Here is a 15108-nt window from a genome sequence, read left to right on the forward strand (position 1 = left end):
GAAAATCCCGCTATCAAACTTATTGAAGCGGGATTTTGTGTAGTATTATTTAGATTCTTTTACATAAGGAATGTAGTTTGAAAGCATTTTTGCCATATGTGCACGTGTAGCATTGTTATTAGGCATGAATTTGCCATTTGAACCGCTAGCAATTTTTAAATCTTGCATAAGTGCGATAGCGTTTTGTGTTTCTTCATTGTATTTAGAAATATCGCTGAAATCAGCAGTTAATCCAGTTTTTGCATCATGTTGTAAGTTATAAGCACGTGCAAACATTAAAGCAAGCTGAGAACGAGTTACTTTTGCTGTAGGATTGAATTTGCCATTTTGACCTTGTACAATTCCTGCTTCTGCAAGTGCAGTAATCTCTTTTTGTGTCGCTGCTTCTAAACTAGTAATATCTGAGAATGTTGCTTCACCTTTTGCTTCAAGTTTTAATACACGAGCAATAAATGATGCAGCTTGTGCACGAGTTAAGTTAGCATTTGGTGAATATGTTGTTGCAGATGTACCTTGAGTTAAATCACGGTAGTAAAGATCACGAACGTAACCTTCAGTTTCAGAGCCTTTTGCAATATCAGTAAATGGAATTGTAGCGATAATGCGACCTTCCACTTTAGCGTCTACTTTTTTAAGTGTGTTTAAGTGATCGATAAACATTTCAAAGTCAACTGTACCAGGTTCACTTACACGGCCGTCTGCGTAAACTTTTGCTAGTGTTTCATAGCCGTCGCCACCTTTAGCAGTGAATGTGTTTGTTGCACCTTTATAGTAAGCTGCTTTATCAAGCTCTTTACCATTTAATTTAATAGATTTAACGCGTTTACCAGCTGGTGCTTTACCATCAAATTCTACTTGTAGGCCAGAGAAATGTAGGAAGCCACCTGATTCTTTCGGGAACTCTTTCACACTATGTTCAGCAATTTCATAGAGTTCAGCACCAGTTAATTTTACGATACCAAGTGCATTACCGAAAGGCATTACTGTCATTACTTCACCAACAGTGATATCTCCTGCGTCAATGCTCGCGCGGATACCGCCACCGTTTTGGAATGCGAATTGTACTTCTGGGTCAATCTTTTTAGCTCCAGCAAGCATACCGTCAGTAATAACGTTACCTAGATTTGTTTCACCAGCACGAACACCCCAAAGTCCACGTTTACCATCAAGTTCTGTAACAGCAGTATTGCCTGTTGATTGTTGTTTAACTGCTTCGATTTTTGCACTATATGGTGCTAATAATTTAGCAGCTTCAGCATCTGCTGCTACAGGATTTTCTTTATCATTTAAAGCATGTAATTGGCCGAAGTATTCAACAACAGCCCCATTATCATCAAATGTTAAATCAAGCTCACCTAAGTTTTCGCTGTATTGACCAGTTTGTACGATAATTGTTGGGTTTTTGAATGATGTTTCTGCTTTCACAGCTTTATCTAATTTTGTATGTGTATGACCACCAACAATAACGTCGATACCTTCTACTGCTGCTGCAAGTAATTTATCATTATCCCAATCAGTAGAATCATCATAGCCTATATGAGTAAGAGCAATAATTTTATTTACGCCTTGTTTTTCAAAATCTGCTACTGCTTTTTTCGCAGAGTCGATGTAGTTAGCAAATTGTACGTTTGCAACACTTGAAATTGAAGGAGTTTCTTCAGTTGTTAAGCCGAAAATACCAACTTTTTCTCCATCTATATCTTTAATAATACCGTTATAGATTTTGCCGTTTTGGAAATCTTCTGCTACTGTTTTGAATTGTAAGCCATCAAATAATGAATCCTTTGAGAAATCTAAGTTACCGCCTAGTAATGGGAATTCAGCACCTTTAACAAATTTTGCAAGAGCAGCATGTCCTTCTGGGCTTGACCCTAAATCGAACTCATGGTTACCAAAAGTCATAGCATCATAACCCATTAAGTTCATTAACTTCATTTCAACTTCTCCAGTAAATTCGTTGAAGTAAAGCGTACCAGTTAATGCATCACCTGCATCTAATAGTAGTGAATTTGGATTTGCTGCACGTAACTCTTTTATTTTTGTTGTACGTTGAGGTGCATATTCTGCGTGTGAATGTGTATCATTGGAATGTAAAATTGTTAAATTGAAACCGTCCTTTGTAGCAGTTGGTGCTGATTCTGCCGCATGTGCAGCAAATCCAGGTGTAGCTAGTAAACTTGCAACTAGAGTTGTTGCCGCAATACTTTTAACCCATTTCATAATAATGATTTCCTCCCTCATTTATATGTCAGATGACTGACAATTTACTCTATTCTAACATGAAAGAAATCTATCGTCATTACCAATATTGGAAAATCAATATTAAAATTATTGTAAAAAATAGATGAAGAAAATATGAATTCGTAAATTTTTACTTTAAATAGTAGAAAAACCAAAAAACGGTTTATGTTGAAACGGCTTATAACCACTAAATCTATCATGAAGTGATAGATTTTCTATAAAAAAAGTACAAACCATGACTCTGGTTTGTACTACTACTTTGTACCTATTCTTTATCTTTTACTATAATTAATTTATTTAAAAATGGGTGTTCAAATTCTAATTGAATGGCATGTAGTTCATAATCATCGCTAGCTGTTTCACGCGCACCATACATCGTATCTCCAATAATAGGATGACCGATATGTGACATGTGTACTCGAATTTGATGTGTACGACCTGTTTCTAAAACAAGGTGGACAACACAAGAATGTTTATAGCGTGCAACAACTTCATAGTGTGTTACAGCATGTTGACCTGTGTTTGATACGACACGTCGTGTTGGGTGATGGCGGTCTTTACCAATAGATTCAGTGATAGTCCCCGATGTAGTACGAAGATTTCCTTGCACCTCTGCAGCGTACGTACGAATAATCGTTTTTTCTTCAATCATACGATCAAAAATTGATTTTGCCAGTGGGTGCTTTGCAACTAAAAGTAAACCCTCTGTCCCTTTATCAAGGCGATGAACATGCTCCGCATAATCTCGACCTTGCTCTTTCATATGTGCCATTACATGATTCATACAAGTGTGAGTATCGCGGTCATCATTAGGATGAGTGGACATGCCCTTTGGTTTAGAAACAATTAAACAGTGATCATCTTCATACACAACATCAATCGCACAAACAGGTGTCGGCTTATAGCTAGAGGCAGGGATAGGAAATGAAAATTTAATGAGTGTTCCTGCTGGCAGTGGCTCCTTCCATAGTAGTGGCTCTCCATCGAGTGAAGTGACTGCCTTTTCCATACGTAATTCGTGAACTAACTTTTTCCCTAGTCGCCAATGATTACGTAGTAGCTCCTCGACCGTTGTATTATTGTCTTTTATTTCATACTGAAACATCTATTTTCCTCCATGGAATGAGGGCTATCGAAGCACCCTTGCTCATTTTTTAGATTTTAGTACAAAAAAATCCGCTCCCTTTCTGCAGAAGGACGATTCACAAGATACCAGATGTTAAAGCCACTGGATAATCTGGCTTGAATCGCTATCCCACAGGCAAATCGCGAATTTTTTGTCGGACATTATGTTAAAGCTAAAAATGTACTTATCGTTCTTGTTACACTATTTTGCAGTTTTTAACGTTTTGATTAAATAGAAGCTTGCGCCTGCAATTAAAATAAACGCTGTTAATGCTAAAAACGGGATTGTAATAAAACCAAGCCAGTTTATGTATTGACCCGTGCAAGATACGGCGCCACAAGAAGGAGCAGAAGCAGCTAAGAAGCTTAGTTTCTGAATCCCATAATGATAAAGTGATACAGAGCCACCTATAACGGCGAATACTGCCGTTGTTACAGCTATGCGTGGATTTTTTTGAATAAAGGCAATAGTGGTCATTATTGCTATTGGATACATAAAAATACGTTGAATCCAACACATTTTACAAGGCTCGTAGTGACGAAACTCAGAAAAATATAGTGAGCCTAGTGTTGCAACGACAGAGACAATCCAAATAAACAATAAGCTATTTTCCTCTTTTTTTGACATATAAAAACTCCCTTTATGATAACGATGTACTTGTTACGATTATATGTGTTTTGAATTTAGAAGTAAAATGTTTCAATTAAAGAGTTTCTCTATTGCTCCTAGTCAGTACGTTCAAACAATTACATATAAAAAACAATGGAAATTCAGTCTAAAGTATGAACGGCTCAGGCAGACACCTTTGACTTGGAAATGTTATCATTAAAATAAGTAATGCCATTAAAAAGAGGTGTTTTTGTGAGAGAGAACGAGCACTCCAATATTAGTATTTTAAAAGAAATTGCTGAGTTACTGAATGAAGAAACAGAAATATTCACTACCTTAAAAGGCGCACTTGTAAAGTTTTTAAATGGTACAAATTTTGAAACGGGCTGGATATTTTTTATTGATGAAAAGGGACGATCAGAGCTTGTTGTCCATGAAAATTTACCAGAGGCACTTGAACATAAAAATTGCCACTACTTAAAAAAGGGAGGCTGCTGGTGTGTATCCCGTTATCGAAATGAAGAATTAAAAAAAGCTTCTAATATTATTGAATGTCAACGGATCGAAAGTGCTATTGCTGCAAATGTTGGCGATCACGAAGGAATTACACATCATGCAACGGTCCCTCTGCAATCAGGTCAGGAACGATTTGGTGTTTTGAACGTAGCATCAAAGAATACGGTGCGTTTTTCAGAGGAAGAGCTAGCATTACTGGAATCGGTTGCCTTTCAAATGGGCTCTGCCATTAAGCGTATATTATTGACAAAGCAGGAGCAGGAAATGGCACTAGTGAAGGAGCGTAATCGTCTGGCGCGGGACTTACATGATTCTGTTAATCAGCTTCTTTTCTCCGTAACATTAACGGCGAGGGCTGGCATTGAGATGAGTAACGACACTGAGGTAAAGGAAACATTTAAGGAGATACAGCATTTAACACAAGATGCTTTAACAGAAATGCGTGCACTCATTTGGCAACTGCGCCCAAAAGGTTTAGAGAATGGACTGTTAGAAGCGATAAAAGTGTATGCTGAAATGCTCGGATTAAAGCTTCATGTAACCGTATCTGGTGTTTTACAATTTCCATCTCGTATAGAAGAAACTCTGTTCCGTGTAGCACAGGAGGCGCTTAATAATGTGCGTCGCCATGCTGGTGTACTCGAAGCGGCACTTTATATTACGGTAACAGCTACTGATATATTATTAGTCATTCGTGATGAGGGACGAGGGTTTGTTATTGACCATAATACAAAGCTCCTATCGATAGGCTTACAATCGATAAAAGATCGAGCTAAATCGGTGGGGGGGACAGCTGACTGGGTTAGCGAAATTGGCAAGGGAACGGAGCTGCTAATCCGCTTGCCATATTGAGGGGGGAATAAAAATGATTCGTGTACTAATTGCAGATGATCATCATGTAGTCCGACGAGGATTATTATTTTTTTTAAAGACACAGAAAGATATTGAGGTTGTGGGGGAAGCAAAAAATGGTGTGGAAGCAGTCGCGCTAGCTGAAAGCATACAGCCAGACATTATCTTAATGGATTTAGTAATGCCTGAAATGGATGGTATTCAGGCTACGAAGCGCATAAAAGCTAAGTTTCCACACATCGAAATTTTAATGTTAACGAGCTTCTCTGATCGAGATCATGTTGTGCCAGCTATGGAAGCTGGGGCAGCGGGATATCAGCTAAAGGATATTGAACCAGATGAGTTAGTATCTTCGATTCGCCGCATTATGCAGGGTGAACACACATTACATCCAGAAGCCACTTCAACACTGGAGATGGATCGCCAAGAATCAGAAAATGCACTACATGTTTTAAATCCGCTAACTCCACGTGAGCAAGACGTACTTGCAGAGCTTACAAAGGGAAAAAGTAATCGAGAAATTGCATCATCATTATTTGTTACTGAAAAAACAGTAAAAACGCATATTTCCAATATTTTTACGAAGCTACAAGTACAAGATCGGACACAAGCCGCACTCTATGCAGTAAAGCATGGATTGACAGAAGGCAGCGGCCAGTAGGCAATAAATAAACATGGCGGTGACTCCTGCGGGAACAGCACGCATCGTAAGACGCAACAGACCGCACGTGAGCGAGGGGTGCAGCTTACGGTATGCCCGCGGAAAGCAACCACTGTAGCGGACAACCACGGCAATGCAAAAAAGTGTTAGATTGATGGCATTTTTCCCGCTATGCAAAATGGATGAAGCCGCCTTAGCTATTCTTACTTTTGCAATAAAAAAATTAGAAGAATGCACTAGTTGTTAGTAGCGTAGGCGGTGACTCTTGCGGGAACAGCACGCATCGTAAGACGCAACAGACTGCGCGTTAGCGAGGGGTGCGGCTTACAGTATGCCCGCGGAAAGCAACCACTGTAGCGGACAACAACGGCATTGCAAAAAAGTGTTAGATTGATTGCAGTCAATCTAACACTTTTTCTCTTTTGTCGCCTCTTTCCAAGTAAATCATTGATTGTGACTAAATAATTTGTTAGACATTTCTAATAAAGTAGAACTCGGAGTGATTGCTAAGTCTTCTTTTAGTTTTTGTTCATAGGTTAAAAAAATAGTGTATGCCTGTGTATGCAATCCTGCCTCGATTAACAGTTGTAAATATTGTTCAAGCTTAAGTTCATTATAAGGATCAAACTCTAATAAACGATTGAGATAGTCAATAGCTTTTTCCGTTTCGGTTCCTATGCTTGTTTGAAACCCTTTCTCTAATAACTCTATGTATGATTTAGTAAGCTTATCTCTATCTGAGGTAGCCCATTCATAATCATCAAATATGAGTAAGCCGTCCTTATAAATAGCAAGACATTGATTGATTAATGAAATCGGAGGAAAATCCGACTTCTTAAAATCACTAAAACAATCTTGGAATTCGTATAAATCACATAAGATATTAGGTTTCTCAAAAATATAATATTTGTTAGAAAATATTATACAGTTCGCGTAGCCCATATTATTTAATGTTTTTCTTAAATAAGATAGTGCTGTATGAAGATTAGATTTAGCACGAACATAATCTAAATTGGGCCAAAGAATTTCGATTAAAACATCCCGATGAATAGGCATGTTAGGGTGCAATATAAAATAAGCGAATAATTCTTTCGTTTTCTCAGTTTTGAAGGAAACGAGACTATTGTTGCTATAGGTAGCAAATTGATTAAAGCATTGGACGTTTAAAATCGTATTAGAAGTTTGTTGTACCAACTGTTGCATAGAAAATTCATGTTCAATACGTGATACTGTTTTTTCTAAGCGTGCTTGGCTAATCGGTTTAAGTAAATAATCAAGTCCTCCAATTTCATATGCTTGGATTGCAAATTCTGAATATGAAGTTATAAATATAACAATTACATGTGGGCGATTGCTTTTTATAATATCAGCTACTTCAAGTCCATTCAGTTCATCAAGCTTTATTTCTAAAAATATTACTTCAAATTCCAGTGATGGAAGGCTATTTAAGAATAGCTTTACACTAGTGAAGGTTTTAGTAACCTCTATTTGTTGAAAGTTTTTTAGCTTATTTTGAAAATAGTGTAAAGCTAGAGGTTCATTGTCTATTAAAACGGCTCGAATCACATCAAAATCTCCTTTATACAATTAAATTGAAAACCATTAAACTCTAGTACATTGTTTTTGAAAAGGTCTCCCCATTATATAGAGGATAAAAGTTTTTTATGTAGTGTTAAGAGAATTGAAATAATTGTATAAGCGTTTTTATTAAACTATTTTGAAAAAAGAAAGTTACGATAGTTAAACTAGAAAATTGACTGAAGGGATTTAAAGTTTCTTATTTCTTATTTTGTAAAAACATTCTAATGAATGTATTATGTAATAGCCGTTATTATAGTACATTTGACTTAAAGAAAACTCAAAAGGTACTTAAAAAATACTTAAAAATAATAGTATATAAGTAATTGAAAATTACTTTGTTGTGGAAAAGTAGTGTGTGTTTTAAAAATATGTACAAAGTTGAGGAATTAGACAAATGAAATTAGATCGTTTACTAACGATGACAATGATTTTAATTAATCGTAAAAAAGTAAAGGCTCAAGAATTGGCAGAGTTATTTGACGTATCAGTTCGTACAATTTATCGAGATGTTGAAACCCTTAGCTGTGCAGGGGTACCTGTTGTGAGTCAGCAAGGGGTAAATGGTGGGATTAGTTTAATTGATGGTTATAGAATGGATAAGCAAATTTTAACGAAGGAGGAACTAACCTCTCTGTCGATTGCCCTCAAAAGTGCCCTAACTTCATATGAAGATTCTCACGCCACAGCTGTTTTAGAAAAATTAACAGGGATAGCAGATGAGAAAGTGAAAAAATCGATTGATCATTTATTTATTGACCTAAGCCCTTGGGGACAGAACGTTATATTAAAAGAACAAATAACCTTATTAAAAAGGGCAATCGAGGACGAGCATTGTGTCAGCTTTTTGTATTCAACTGCGCATGGGACGATGACAAAGCGCTTGATAGAGCCGCATACTTTAGTACAGAAGGGTAAAGTATGGTATATATATGGTTATTGCACTTTAAGGGATGGTTTTCGCTTATTTAAAATCTCAAGAATGAAGGAGATAAAAGAAGAATTAATATGTTTTGAACGGAAGACAGTTCATTTAACAGAACTACCTTGGGATAAAGCTTGGCAACAACCGCACAACTTAGTGGAAATCACACTGTCATTTGATGAAACTATTCGAACATTAGTGGAAGAAACATTTGGAGCAGAACATATAGATAATGAAAAATCTATTGTGCAAGTTTCATTGCCAGAAGATGAATGGCTATATGGATTTTTGCTGAGCTTTGGGAATCGAATAAAGCTTATTGATCCCCCTTATTTAGTTGAAATTGTGCAGAGACGGGCTCAGGAAATTGTAGCATTATATGCAGAAAATAAAAGGTGATTTATTACTCTCAATTGATGACATACAGTTGTCAAGTTTACTTTGTTATAGTGAAAACAAATGAACGAAGGGTGGATATAAATTATGCAAAGTTATTGCCAAAGTTGTGGAATGCCATTAGTGAATGCAAAAATGTTAGGAACAGAAAGAGATGGGCAGGTGTGTCAGGATTATTGCACATATTGCTACGAATTAGGAGAGTTCAAACAGCCAAATATAACTGTCAATGAAATGATTAACATATGTGTACCTCATTTAAAGGAAGAGGGCATGGTAGAGGAAGATGCACGTCAAATGTTAGCTTCGTTTTTACCTAGTTTAAAAAGATGGAGAACAGGCGATGTTAATCCTCCTGTAATGAAAGAAAAACAAAGCTTTCAAATAGTGGGAATAGAAGCGCGCACAAATAATGCGAATGAAATTACTTCCACAGCGAAAATACCCCAATTATGGACAAGCTATTTTCAGCAAAATGTAGCTAGTCAACTGTTAACTCAAGTGAATGAGGGCGTTATGTATGGATTATATTCGGATTATGAAACAGATGTTAATGGAGATTATTCAATTACCCTTGGAGTGGAAGTATCAACTGACAAAGAAGTGCCAAATGGGATGTCTATAAAAACAGTTCCTGCCTCGAAATATTTAGTTTTTACTTCAGAAAAAGGGTCAATGCCAGAGATTGTAATCAAAGCTTGGCAAGATATATGGGCTTGGTTTGCAAACTCAGATGTAGAACGAACGTATACTGGCGACTTTGAACTATATGATGAACGATGTCAACCTACTGAGTCTCAGGTCGATATTTATATTGCAATTAAGTAAGGATGATAATAGTTAAACGCGAATTGCCTTGCGAAGCGGCATAACGCAAAAAAGCCAGTCTCTTACCATCAAGTGGTAGGAGACTGGCTTTTGTTTGTAGGAGGCAAATCTTCGATGTGTGGTTCAATATGCACGAGCACCTGACAAAAGCGATTTTCCCGCATGATTGTACGTTCAATTTCTTCTGTAATACGGTGGCTTTCAAAGACATTTAAATAAGGATTCACAGTCACTGTTACATCTATAAAGTACATATTTCCATGTGCACGTCCTTTGAAATCTAAAAGCTCAATAACGCCGTCTACATTGCGAATTAGTACGGACAAAGTCTCGACTTCATCAATATCAAAGGCATCTGTAAGACTTTGAACAGCTTCCCAAAATATTTCTACGGCAGTTTTTAGTATAAGAAAAGCTACAACAAGAGCTGTCAATGTATCAATAATTGGGAAGCCGAAAATTGCACCGAATATCCCGATAGCTGTACCAATGCTGACAAGTGCATCTGAACGATTGTCGTAAGCGGCAGCTTTAACAGCAGCACTTCGTATTTTTTTTGATAGAGCTAAATTATAGCGATAAACAATATACATTACTACGGCACTCCCAATTGCAACAAATGCTGTTAACATGGATGGGGTTGTGCCAGTTGGCTCCCACAGTCCTCGTAAAGAAGCAATCAAAACTTGTAGGCCGACAACAAGCATAATGAAAGATGCAACAAGTGACGCAACAGTCTCAGCGCGTAGATGGCCATATTGGTGATTTGAATCTGGTGGTCTTTGGGCAATACGTAAACCGATTAATACGGCAATAGATGCAATGATATCAGTTGTATTATTTAATCCATCTGCTTTTAAAGCTTCAGATGTCCCAATATAGCCAATTGTTAACTTTACTGAGCTCAGTATTAAGTAGGTAGCTATAGATAACCAAGCGCCTTTTTCCCCTTGACGTAAATTTGTATAGAGCTCCATTTTGTTTCCTCCTCGCAAAACTTTCGGGCATTATAAAACGACCCCCTTATATGAAAGGGAGCCGTCTTAGCTGTGTTATTTATAGTCTTTCGATTCTTCGATGTCATTTGCTAAATCAAGTTCAGGTAATTTCAGAACTTCTAAGTATAATATGTGGTGACCGTCTAGTTCTTTAGCTGTGAATTCAAAACCTTGCTCTTCAATGCTATCACCTTCGACAGCATCGAAACGCTTCGTCATGAACCAACCACCAATCGTATCGATATCATCATCTTCTATGTCAGTACCTAGCATATCATTGACGTTTTCTAGTAGCATTTTTGCATCTAAAATAAAATGATTTTCTGCAACTTCTTGTACTTCTGGGATTTCATCTTCATCGAACTCATCTTGAATGTCCCCGACAATTTCCTCGATAATATCTTCAATGGTTACAAGACCCGATGTTCCACCATACTCATCCATTAAAATAGCCATATGAATACGTTCACGTTGAATCTTGAGTAATAATTCATTAATTTGCGTTGTTTCCATAACGCGAATAATCGGTTGCATATAGTCAATCACTAATTTATCACCATTTGCTGGGTCTTTAATGTAAGCAGTTAATAAATGCTTCATATTGACTAAACCAATAATATGGTCTTTATCACCGTCGATAATTGGATAACGAGTATATTGTTCAACACCCATTAAATCGAAAACTTCTTTAATAGTAAGCTCTTTCTCAATTCCGACGATTTCAGTACGTGGCACCATGATTTCTTTTGCAAGGCGATCTGAGAACTCGAAAATACTGTTAACATATTCATATTCTGCGTTATTAATTTCTCCACCTTTTAAACTATCCGACAAAATCATACGCAATTCTTCTTCAGTATGCGCAACTTCTGATTCTGACATCATTTTAAGACCAAATAGACCTGTTAAACCGCGAGCAGAGCCATTTAATAATTTAATGATCGGATACGTAATATTGTGGAATAAAATTAACGGACCAGACAAGTTTAATGTAACAAATTCTGCTTTTTGGATGGCTAAAGTTTTTGGCGCCAATTCCCCGATAACTACATGCATAAACGTTACAATTGAGAATGCAAGTATAAATGAAAGGATAGATGTTATGCTACCGTTCAGATTTAGAAACTCGAACACTGGATGTAAAATGATTTCAAACGTTGGTTCACCTAGCCATCCAAGTCCAAGTGCTGTAATTGTAATACCTAACTGACAAGCGGATAAGTACTCGTCTAAATCCGAGACAACACGTTTTGCATTTTTCGCTTTTTTATGGCCTTCTGCGACTAATTGATCAATGCGGGTAGTTCTTACTTTTACGATTGCAAATTCAGTTGCAACGAAAAATCCTGTCATTATGATTAGTAGGGCGAATGCCGCCAACCTTATGGTTATTTCCAATATGTCTCCGTCCAAATAATTCCTTTGTCCCCGCCCGAATGAGGGAAGTAAACAAAGTGTACACCTCCTATGATTTAAAAAATTGTTGGATATTTTAATCATAAGTTATTTATAATTAAAACACAAATATTGACAACGAATTTTTTATACTATTTTTAGAAGGCATAGCTTTTAAAAAAATGGACATTATCTAGATGACAAATGATTGAAAATCGATATGCATTATGCTAACTTTATATGGAGCAAGGATAGTTTATTTAGAGAAAGAAGCATTTGCATCTCATATAAAACGACACGTCAAAAATCTCAAGAGTGCTTTTACTTGTGGATTTTTTTAAATGAATTATTTTTAATATGCAAAGAAGAGGTTGTCCCAAATATAGGAGACAGCCTCTTTTTTGCGTCAATATGTATCGAAAAAATTATTGTTGAAAGCGTAACTTAAGACAAGCCTTTTCCACATCATGCACAGATTCCTTTAAAGGGATTGTGTCTGTAAAAGTGGAGATGGTGATAGGTGCTTTTTCTGTCAGCCCTTGTTGTGTAAGAATATAATGATTGCCATTATAAATTAAGTACATTTGTTTATTAGCACGTTTTCCGATTCCAGTTGGGGATTCAAAAATAGCTTTTAATTGGCTGCAATACTCATTGAAAAAATTACTACTAAAGCCAGATAGTACTTCGAACTTTTTACTATCGATAGTACTTGCTTCATCGACTAACCCGAATATTTTTGCCGAAAATTCAGTAAAAAGTTCTTTTACTTTTGCACGAATTAATGCTTTGGAATTATAGTTGTTTAAGTCATCAGAAAGTGCGACTTTACTCATTGAAATAGCCTCCTGCATAAAAAACATTTAGAAATAAATTCATTTATTAAATGTATAAGAAAAATACAGGAATATCAATATAAACAAGCACTTTTCGTATAATAGCAGTGATTTTTCTAGTAAATATTAGGTATTTTTAAGTGGGTAAAAGCAAAAAAGTATTGATATTTTTAGTCATAAATATGGAAAAGCATAAGTTCGTGAATCATTTTTTTAACATCTTCTTCATCTGGAGGAATTGGTCCAATCCATTGGATGACTCCATCCTTTAAATATTCTGCAGCGTAGCGTTCACGTTGATAGAAAAATGAAATGGCCCATCCAGGAAGCTGTGTATTTTCAAATAAAGGTTTAAAGCTAAAATGCTGAATCATATACAAACCCCATTTCTAATTATATGTATTTAATATTATTCAAGGATAGCGGTAATTTTGCAACTAAACAATTTGTCATTGTTTAAAGAATAGGTACAATTATGCTTTGTCGTAATTAAATGGAGGGTATTTCTTTCGTTGGATTTCATTGCTCTGCTATAATGAGTCCAATAGGCGACAAAATACGCCACATGTGAATACGATTGAAATGAGTGGATGCTAATGGACAATTTTATAGTGACATTATTATTTATGGCAATCATCGGTGCTGCTATCGGTGGTATAACAAATCATCTAGCAATTAAAATGCTTTTTCGACCTCATGAAGCGATCTATATTAAAAATTGGCGCGTGCCATTTACACCGGGTCTTATTCCAAAAAGACGTGATGAATTAGCGAAACAGCTTGGCTTAACAGTTGTAAATTATCTACTGACACCTGAGACCTTTAGGAAAAAGTTTTTTTCAAAGGACATTCAAGATAAAGTAGAACAATTTGTACAAACAAAGGTCGAAGAAACATTCTTTACGGATGATAAAACGATTCAAGATTGGTTATCTTTAGCTGGCTTCTCCAATATGCCCGCTACAATCGAACAAAAGGTAGAGCTAATTGTAGCAGGACAATTTGAATCAGTTAAGAATACATTATCAACGAGAACAATTCGTACACTGTTATCGGAGGACATTCAAAATACGATTGATGCTAAAATTCCAGTAGCAGTCGGACATATTTTAGAGAAAGGTGAAGATTATTTTTTATCGCCAGCTGGTGAAATGACGATAAAGGCGATGATTGATGACTTTTTATCGTCAAAAGGATCCCTTGGCGGTATGATTAATATGTTTTTAGGTGATTCCTCGTCACTTATGGGCAAAGTACAACGCGAGCTTGTGAAGTTTATACAGGCTCCTGGAACAACAGCACTACTAACGAACATTTTCACACAGGAGTGGGAAAAATTAAAGGATCGTCCAGCAATGGATTATTTAGGGGATATTGATTTTGAACCGATATTAGCAAATTTACAAAGCTATGTAAAAGATCAATTAGCAGTTGCAGAACGCTTACAGCATCCTATTTCATATTACTGGCCTAACGGTAGTACTTGGATGAGGGAAACAGTAGTGCCTCAAATGATTGAAAAAGCATTTGATAGAGCAGAAGATAAATTAGAAGATGTGTTAAAACGCTTAAATTTACAAGAAATAGTACGTGAACAAGTTGACTCATTCCCAGTATCAAAACTTGAAGAGCTTGTCCTTGGCATTTCGAAGCGTGAATTTAAAATGATTACTGTGCTTGGTGCAGTTCTTGGTGGACTAATTGGTATTGTGCAAGGTTTAATCGTCTACTTAATTTAGAAAGGGGAAAAAGAAATAATGGTTAATATTTATAATGAAATTAATGCTTTGGAGGCAACTTTCCGCAAAACGGCGGAATTTAAAACTTTAGAAGAGGCAGTAGCAGTAGTCAAAGCGGATGAGGATGCAATAAAGCTATTTCAAAACTTCCGTAAGATTCAAATAGATTTACAGCAAAAACAAATGGCTGGGGAAGATTTACAGGAAGATGAACTACTTTATGCTCAAAAAACAGCACAGCTCGCACAACAAAATGAGAAAATTGTAGCTATGCTTGAAGCAGAGATGAAGCTAAGTGGCGTTATCGAAGAAGTAAATCGTATTTTAGTAAAACCTATTCAATCGTTGTACGAGGGCATGTAAGTAAACATGTTTATCAGCAATATACCGTTAAATGTTTTGTGAGGA

The 15108-nt window shown here is 36.4% G+C and carries 14 protein-coding genes; 6 read left to right on the forward strand and 8 right to left on the reverse strand.

Annotated elements, in window-relative coordinates; translation table 11 throughout:
* Nucleotides 1–45: 45 nt before the first annotated feature.
* The 3 genes from ACIP9C_RS21405 to ACIP9C_RS21415 all read right to left on the reverse strand — a co-directional run bounded on the left by ACIP9C_RS21405 (nt 46) and on the right by ACIP9C_RS21415 (nt 3994).
* A complete protein-coding gene (locus ACIP9C_RS21405) occupies nt 46–2220 on the reverse strand; it encodes a 5'-nucleotidase C-terminal domain-containing protein (protein WP_401014340.1) in 2175 nt (724 codons plus the stop codon).
* A 286-nt stretch (nt 2221–2506) separates the two neighbouring features.
* Nucleotides 2507–3346, reverse strand: a complete 840-nt coding sequence (locus tag ACIP9C_RS21410) for an RluA family pseudouridine synthase (protein ID WP_401014343.1) — start codon at nt 3344–3346, stop codon at nt 2507–2509.
* A gap of 222 nt (nt 3347–3568) precedes the next feature.
* Nucleotides 3569–3994 carry a disulfide oxidoreductase gene (locus ACIP9C_RS21415; protein ID WP_401014346.1) on the reverse strand — a complete coding sequence of 142 codons (426 nt, stop codon included), beginning with the start codon at nt 3992–3994 and terminating at the stop codon, nt 3569–3571.
* A 234-nt stretch (nt 3995–4228) separates the two neighbouring features.
* On the opposite strand from ACIP9C_RS21415, the gene ACIP9C_RS21420 reads away from it, so the two are divergent.
* Nucleotides 4229–5344 (forward strand): GAF domain-containing sensor histidine kinase, encoded by a 1116-nt coding sequence (locus tag ACIP9C_RS21420; RefSeq protein WP_401014349.1) that lies wholly within the window; start codon nt 4229–4231, stop codon nt 5342–5344.
* A gap of 13 nt (nt 5345–5357) precedes the next feature.
* A complete protein-coding gene (locus tag ACIP9C_RS21425) occupies nt 5358–6005 on the forward strand; it encodes a response regulator (protein WP_401014352.1) in 648 nt (215 codons plus the stop codon).
* Nucleotides 6006–6449: 444 nt separating this feature from the next.
* On the opposite strand, the gene ACIP9C_RS21430 is transcribed toward ACIP9C_RS21425, so the two are convergent.
* Complete coding sequence (locus ACIP9C_RS21430; protein ID WP_401014355.1) at nt 6450–7571, reverse strand: response regulator; 1122 nt, start codon at nt 7569–7571, stop codon at nt 6450–6452.
* 409 nt (nt 7572–7980) lie between these two features.
* On the opposite strand from ACIP9C_RS21430, the gene ACIP9C_RS21435 reads away from it, so the two are divergent.
* Together ACIP9C_RS21435 and ACIP9C_RS21440 are read left to right on the forward strand one after the other, a co-directional pair.
* Nucleotides 7981–8907: a helix-turn-helix transcriptional regulator gene (locus ACIP9C_RS21435; protein WP_401014358.1), complete on the forward strand. Its 927-nt coding sequence runs from the start codon at nt 7981–7983 to the stop codon at nt 8905–8907.
* Nucleotides 8908–8991: 84 nt separating this feature from the next.
* Nucleotides 8992–9732 carry an effector binding domain-containing protein gene (locus ACIP9C_RS21440; RefSeq protein ID WP_401014361.1) on the forward strand — a complete coding sequence of 247 codons (741 nt, stop codon included), beginning with the start codon at nt 8992–8994 and terminating at the stop codon, nt 9730–9732.
* Between the two features lie 68 nt (nt 9733–9800).
* Here ACIP9C_RS21440 and ACIP9C_RS21445 read toward each other — a convergent pair whose 3' ends face one another.
* The 4 genes from ACIP9C_RS21445 to ACIP9C_RS21460 form a co-directional block, all read right to left on the reverse strand.
* Nucleotides 9801–10709 carry a cation diffusion facilitator family transporter gene (locus ACIP9C_RS21445; RefSeq protein WP_401014363.1) on the reverse strand — a complete coding sequence of 303 codons (909 nt, stop codon included), beginning with the start codon at nt 10707–10709 and terminating at the stop codon, nt 9801–9803.
* A gap of 75 nt (nt 10710–10784) precedes the next feature.
* Nucleotides 10785–12128, reverse strand: a complete 1344-nt coding sequence (locus ACIP9C_RS21450) for a hemolysin family protein (protein ID WP_401014366.1) — start codon at nt 12126–12128, stop codon at nt 10785–10787.
* Nucleotides 12129–12550: 422 nt separating this feature from the next.
* The gene (locus ACIP9C_RS21455) at nt 12551–12961 is read right to left on the reverse strand and encodes a hypothetical protein (protein ID WP_401014369.1); all 411 of its coding nucleotides are present in this window, start codon (nt 12959–12961) and stop codon (nt 12551–12553) included.
* A 170-nt stretch (nt 12962–13131) separates the two neighbouring features.
* Complete coding sequence (locus ACIP9C_RS21460; RefSeq protein WP_340822414.1) at nt 13132–13335, reverse strand: YheE family protein; 204 nt, start codon at nt 13333–13335, stop codon at nt 13132–13134.
* 222 nt (nt 13336–13557) lie between these two features.
* On the opposite strand from ACIP9C_RS21460, the gene ACIP9C_RS21465 reads away from it, so the two are divergent.
* Both ACIP9C_RS21465 and ACIP9C_RS21470 read left to right on the forward strand, forming a co-directional pair.
* Nucleotides 13558–14700 carry a DUF445 domain-containing protein gene (locus ACIP9C_RS21465; RefSeq protein ID WP_401014372.1) on the forward strand — a complete coding sequence of 381 codons (1143 nt, stop codon included), beginning with the start codon at nt 13558–13560 and terminating at the stop codon, nt 14698–14700.
* Between the two features lie 18 nt (nt 14701–14718).
* The gene (locus tag ACIP9C_RS21470; protein WP_340822416.1) at nt 14719–15063 is read left to right on the forward strand and encodes a YlbF family regulator; all 345 of its coding nucleotides are present in this window, start codon (nt 14719–14721) and stop codon (nt 15061–15063) included.
* Nucleotides 15064–15108 lie beyond the last annotated feature (45 nt).

Source organism: Lysinibacillus sp. NPDC093210, assembly GCF_044753985.1.
Lineage (GTDB): Bacteria > Bacillota > Bacilli > Bacillales_A > Planococcaceae > Lysinibacillus.

Coding starts and splice junctions, on each gene's coding strand:
- ACIP9C_RS21405 (WP_401014340.1), bottom strand. CDS start 2,220: ATGAAATGGGTTAAAAGTATTGCGGCAACAACTCTAGTTGCAAGTTTA.
- ACIP9C_RS21410 (WP_401014343.1), bottom strand. CDS start 3,346: ATGTTTCAGTATGAAATAAAAGACAATAATACAACGGTCGAGGAGCTA.
- ACIP9C_RS21415 (WP_401014346.1), bottom strand. CDS start 3,994: ATGTCAAAAAAAGAGGAAAATAGCTTATTGTTTATTTGGATTGTCTCT.
- ACIP9C_RS21425 (WP_401014352.1), top strand. CDS start 5,358: ATGATTCGTGTACTAATTGCAGATGATCATCATGTAGTCCGACGAGGA.
- ACIP9C_RS21435 (WP_401014358.1), top strand. CDS start 7,981: ATGAAATTAGATCGTTTACTAACGATGACAATGATTTTAATTAATCGT.
- ACIP9C_RS21440 (WP_401014361.1), top strand. CDS start 8,992: ATGCAAAGTTATTGCCAAAGTTGTGGAATGCCATTAGTGAATGCAAAA.
- ACIP9C_RS21445 (WP_401014363.1), bottom strand. CDS start 10,709: ATGGAGCTCTATACAAATTTACGTCAAGGGGAAAAAGGCGCTTGGTTA.
- ACIP9C_RS21455 (WP_401014369.1), bottom strand. CDS start 12,961: ATGAGTAAAGTCGCACTTTCTGATGACTTAAACAACTATAATTCCAAA.
- ACIP9C_RS21460 (WP_340822414.1), bottom strand. CDS start 13,335: ATGATTCAGCATTTTAGCTTTAAACCTTTATTTGAAAATACACAGCTT.
- ACIP9C_RS21465 (WP_401014372.1), top strand. CDS start 13,558: ATGGACAATTTTATAGTGACATTATTATTTATGGCAATCATCGGTGCT.
- ACIP9C_RS21470 (WP_340822416.1), top strand. CDS start 14,719: ATGGTTAATATTTATAATGAAATTAATGCTTTGGAGGCAACTTTCCGC.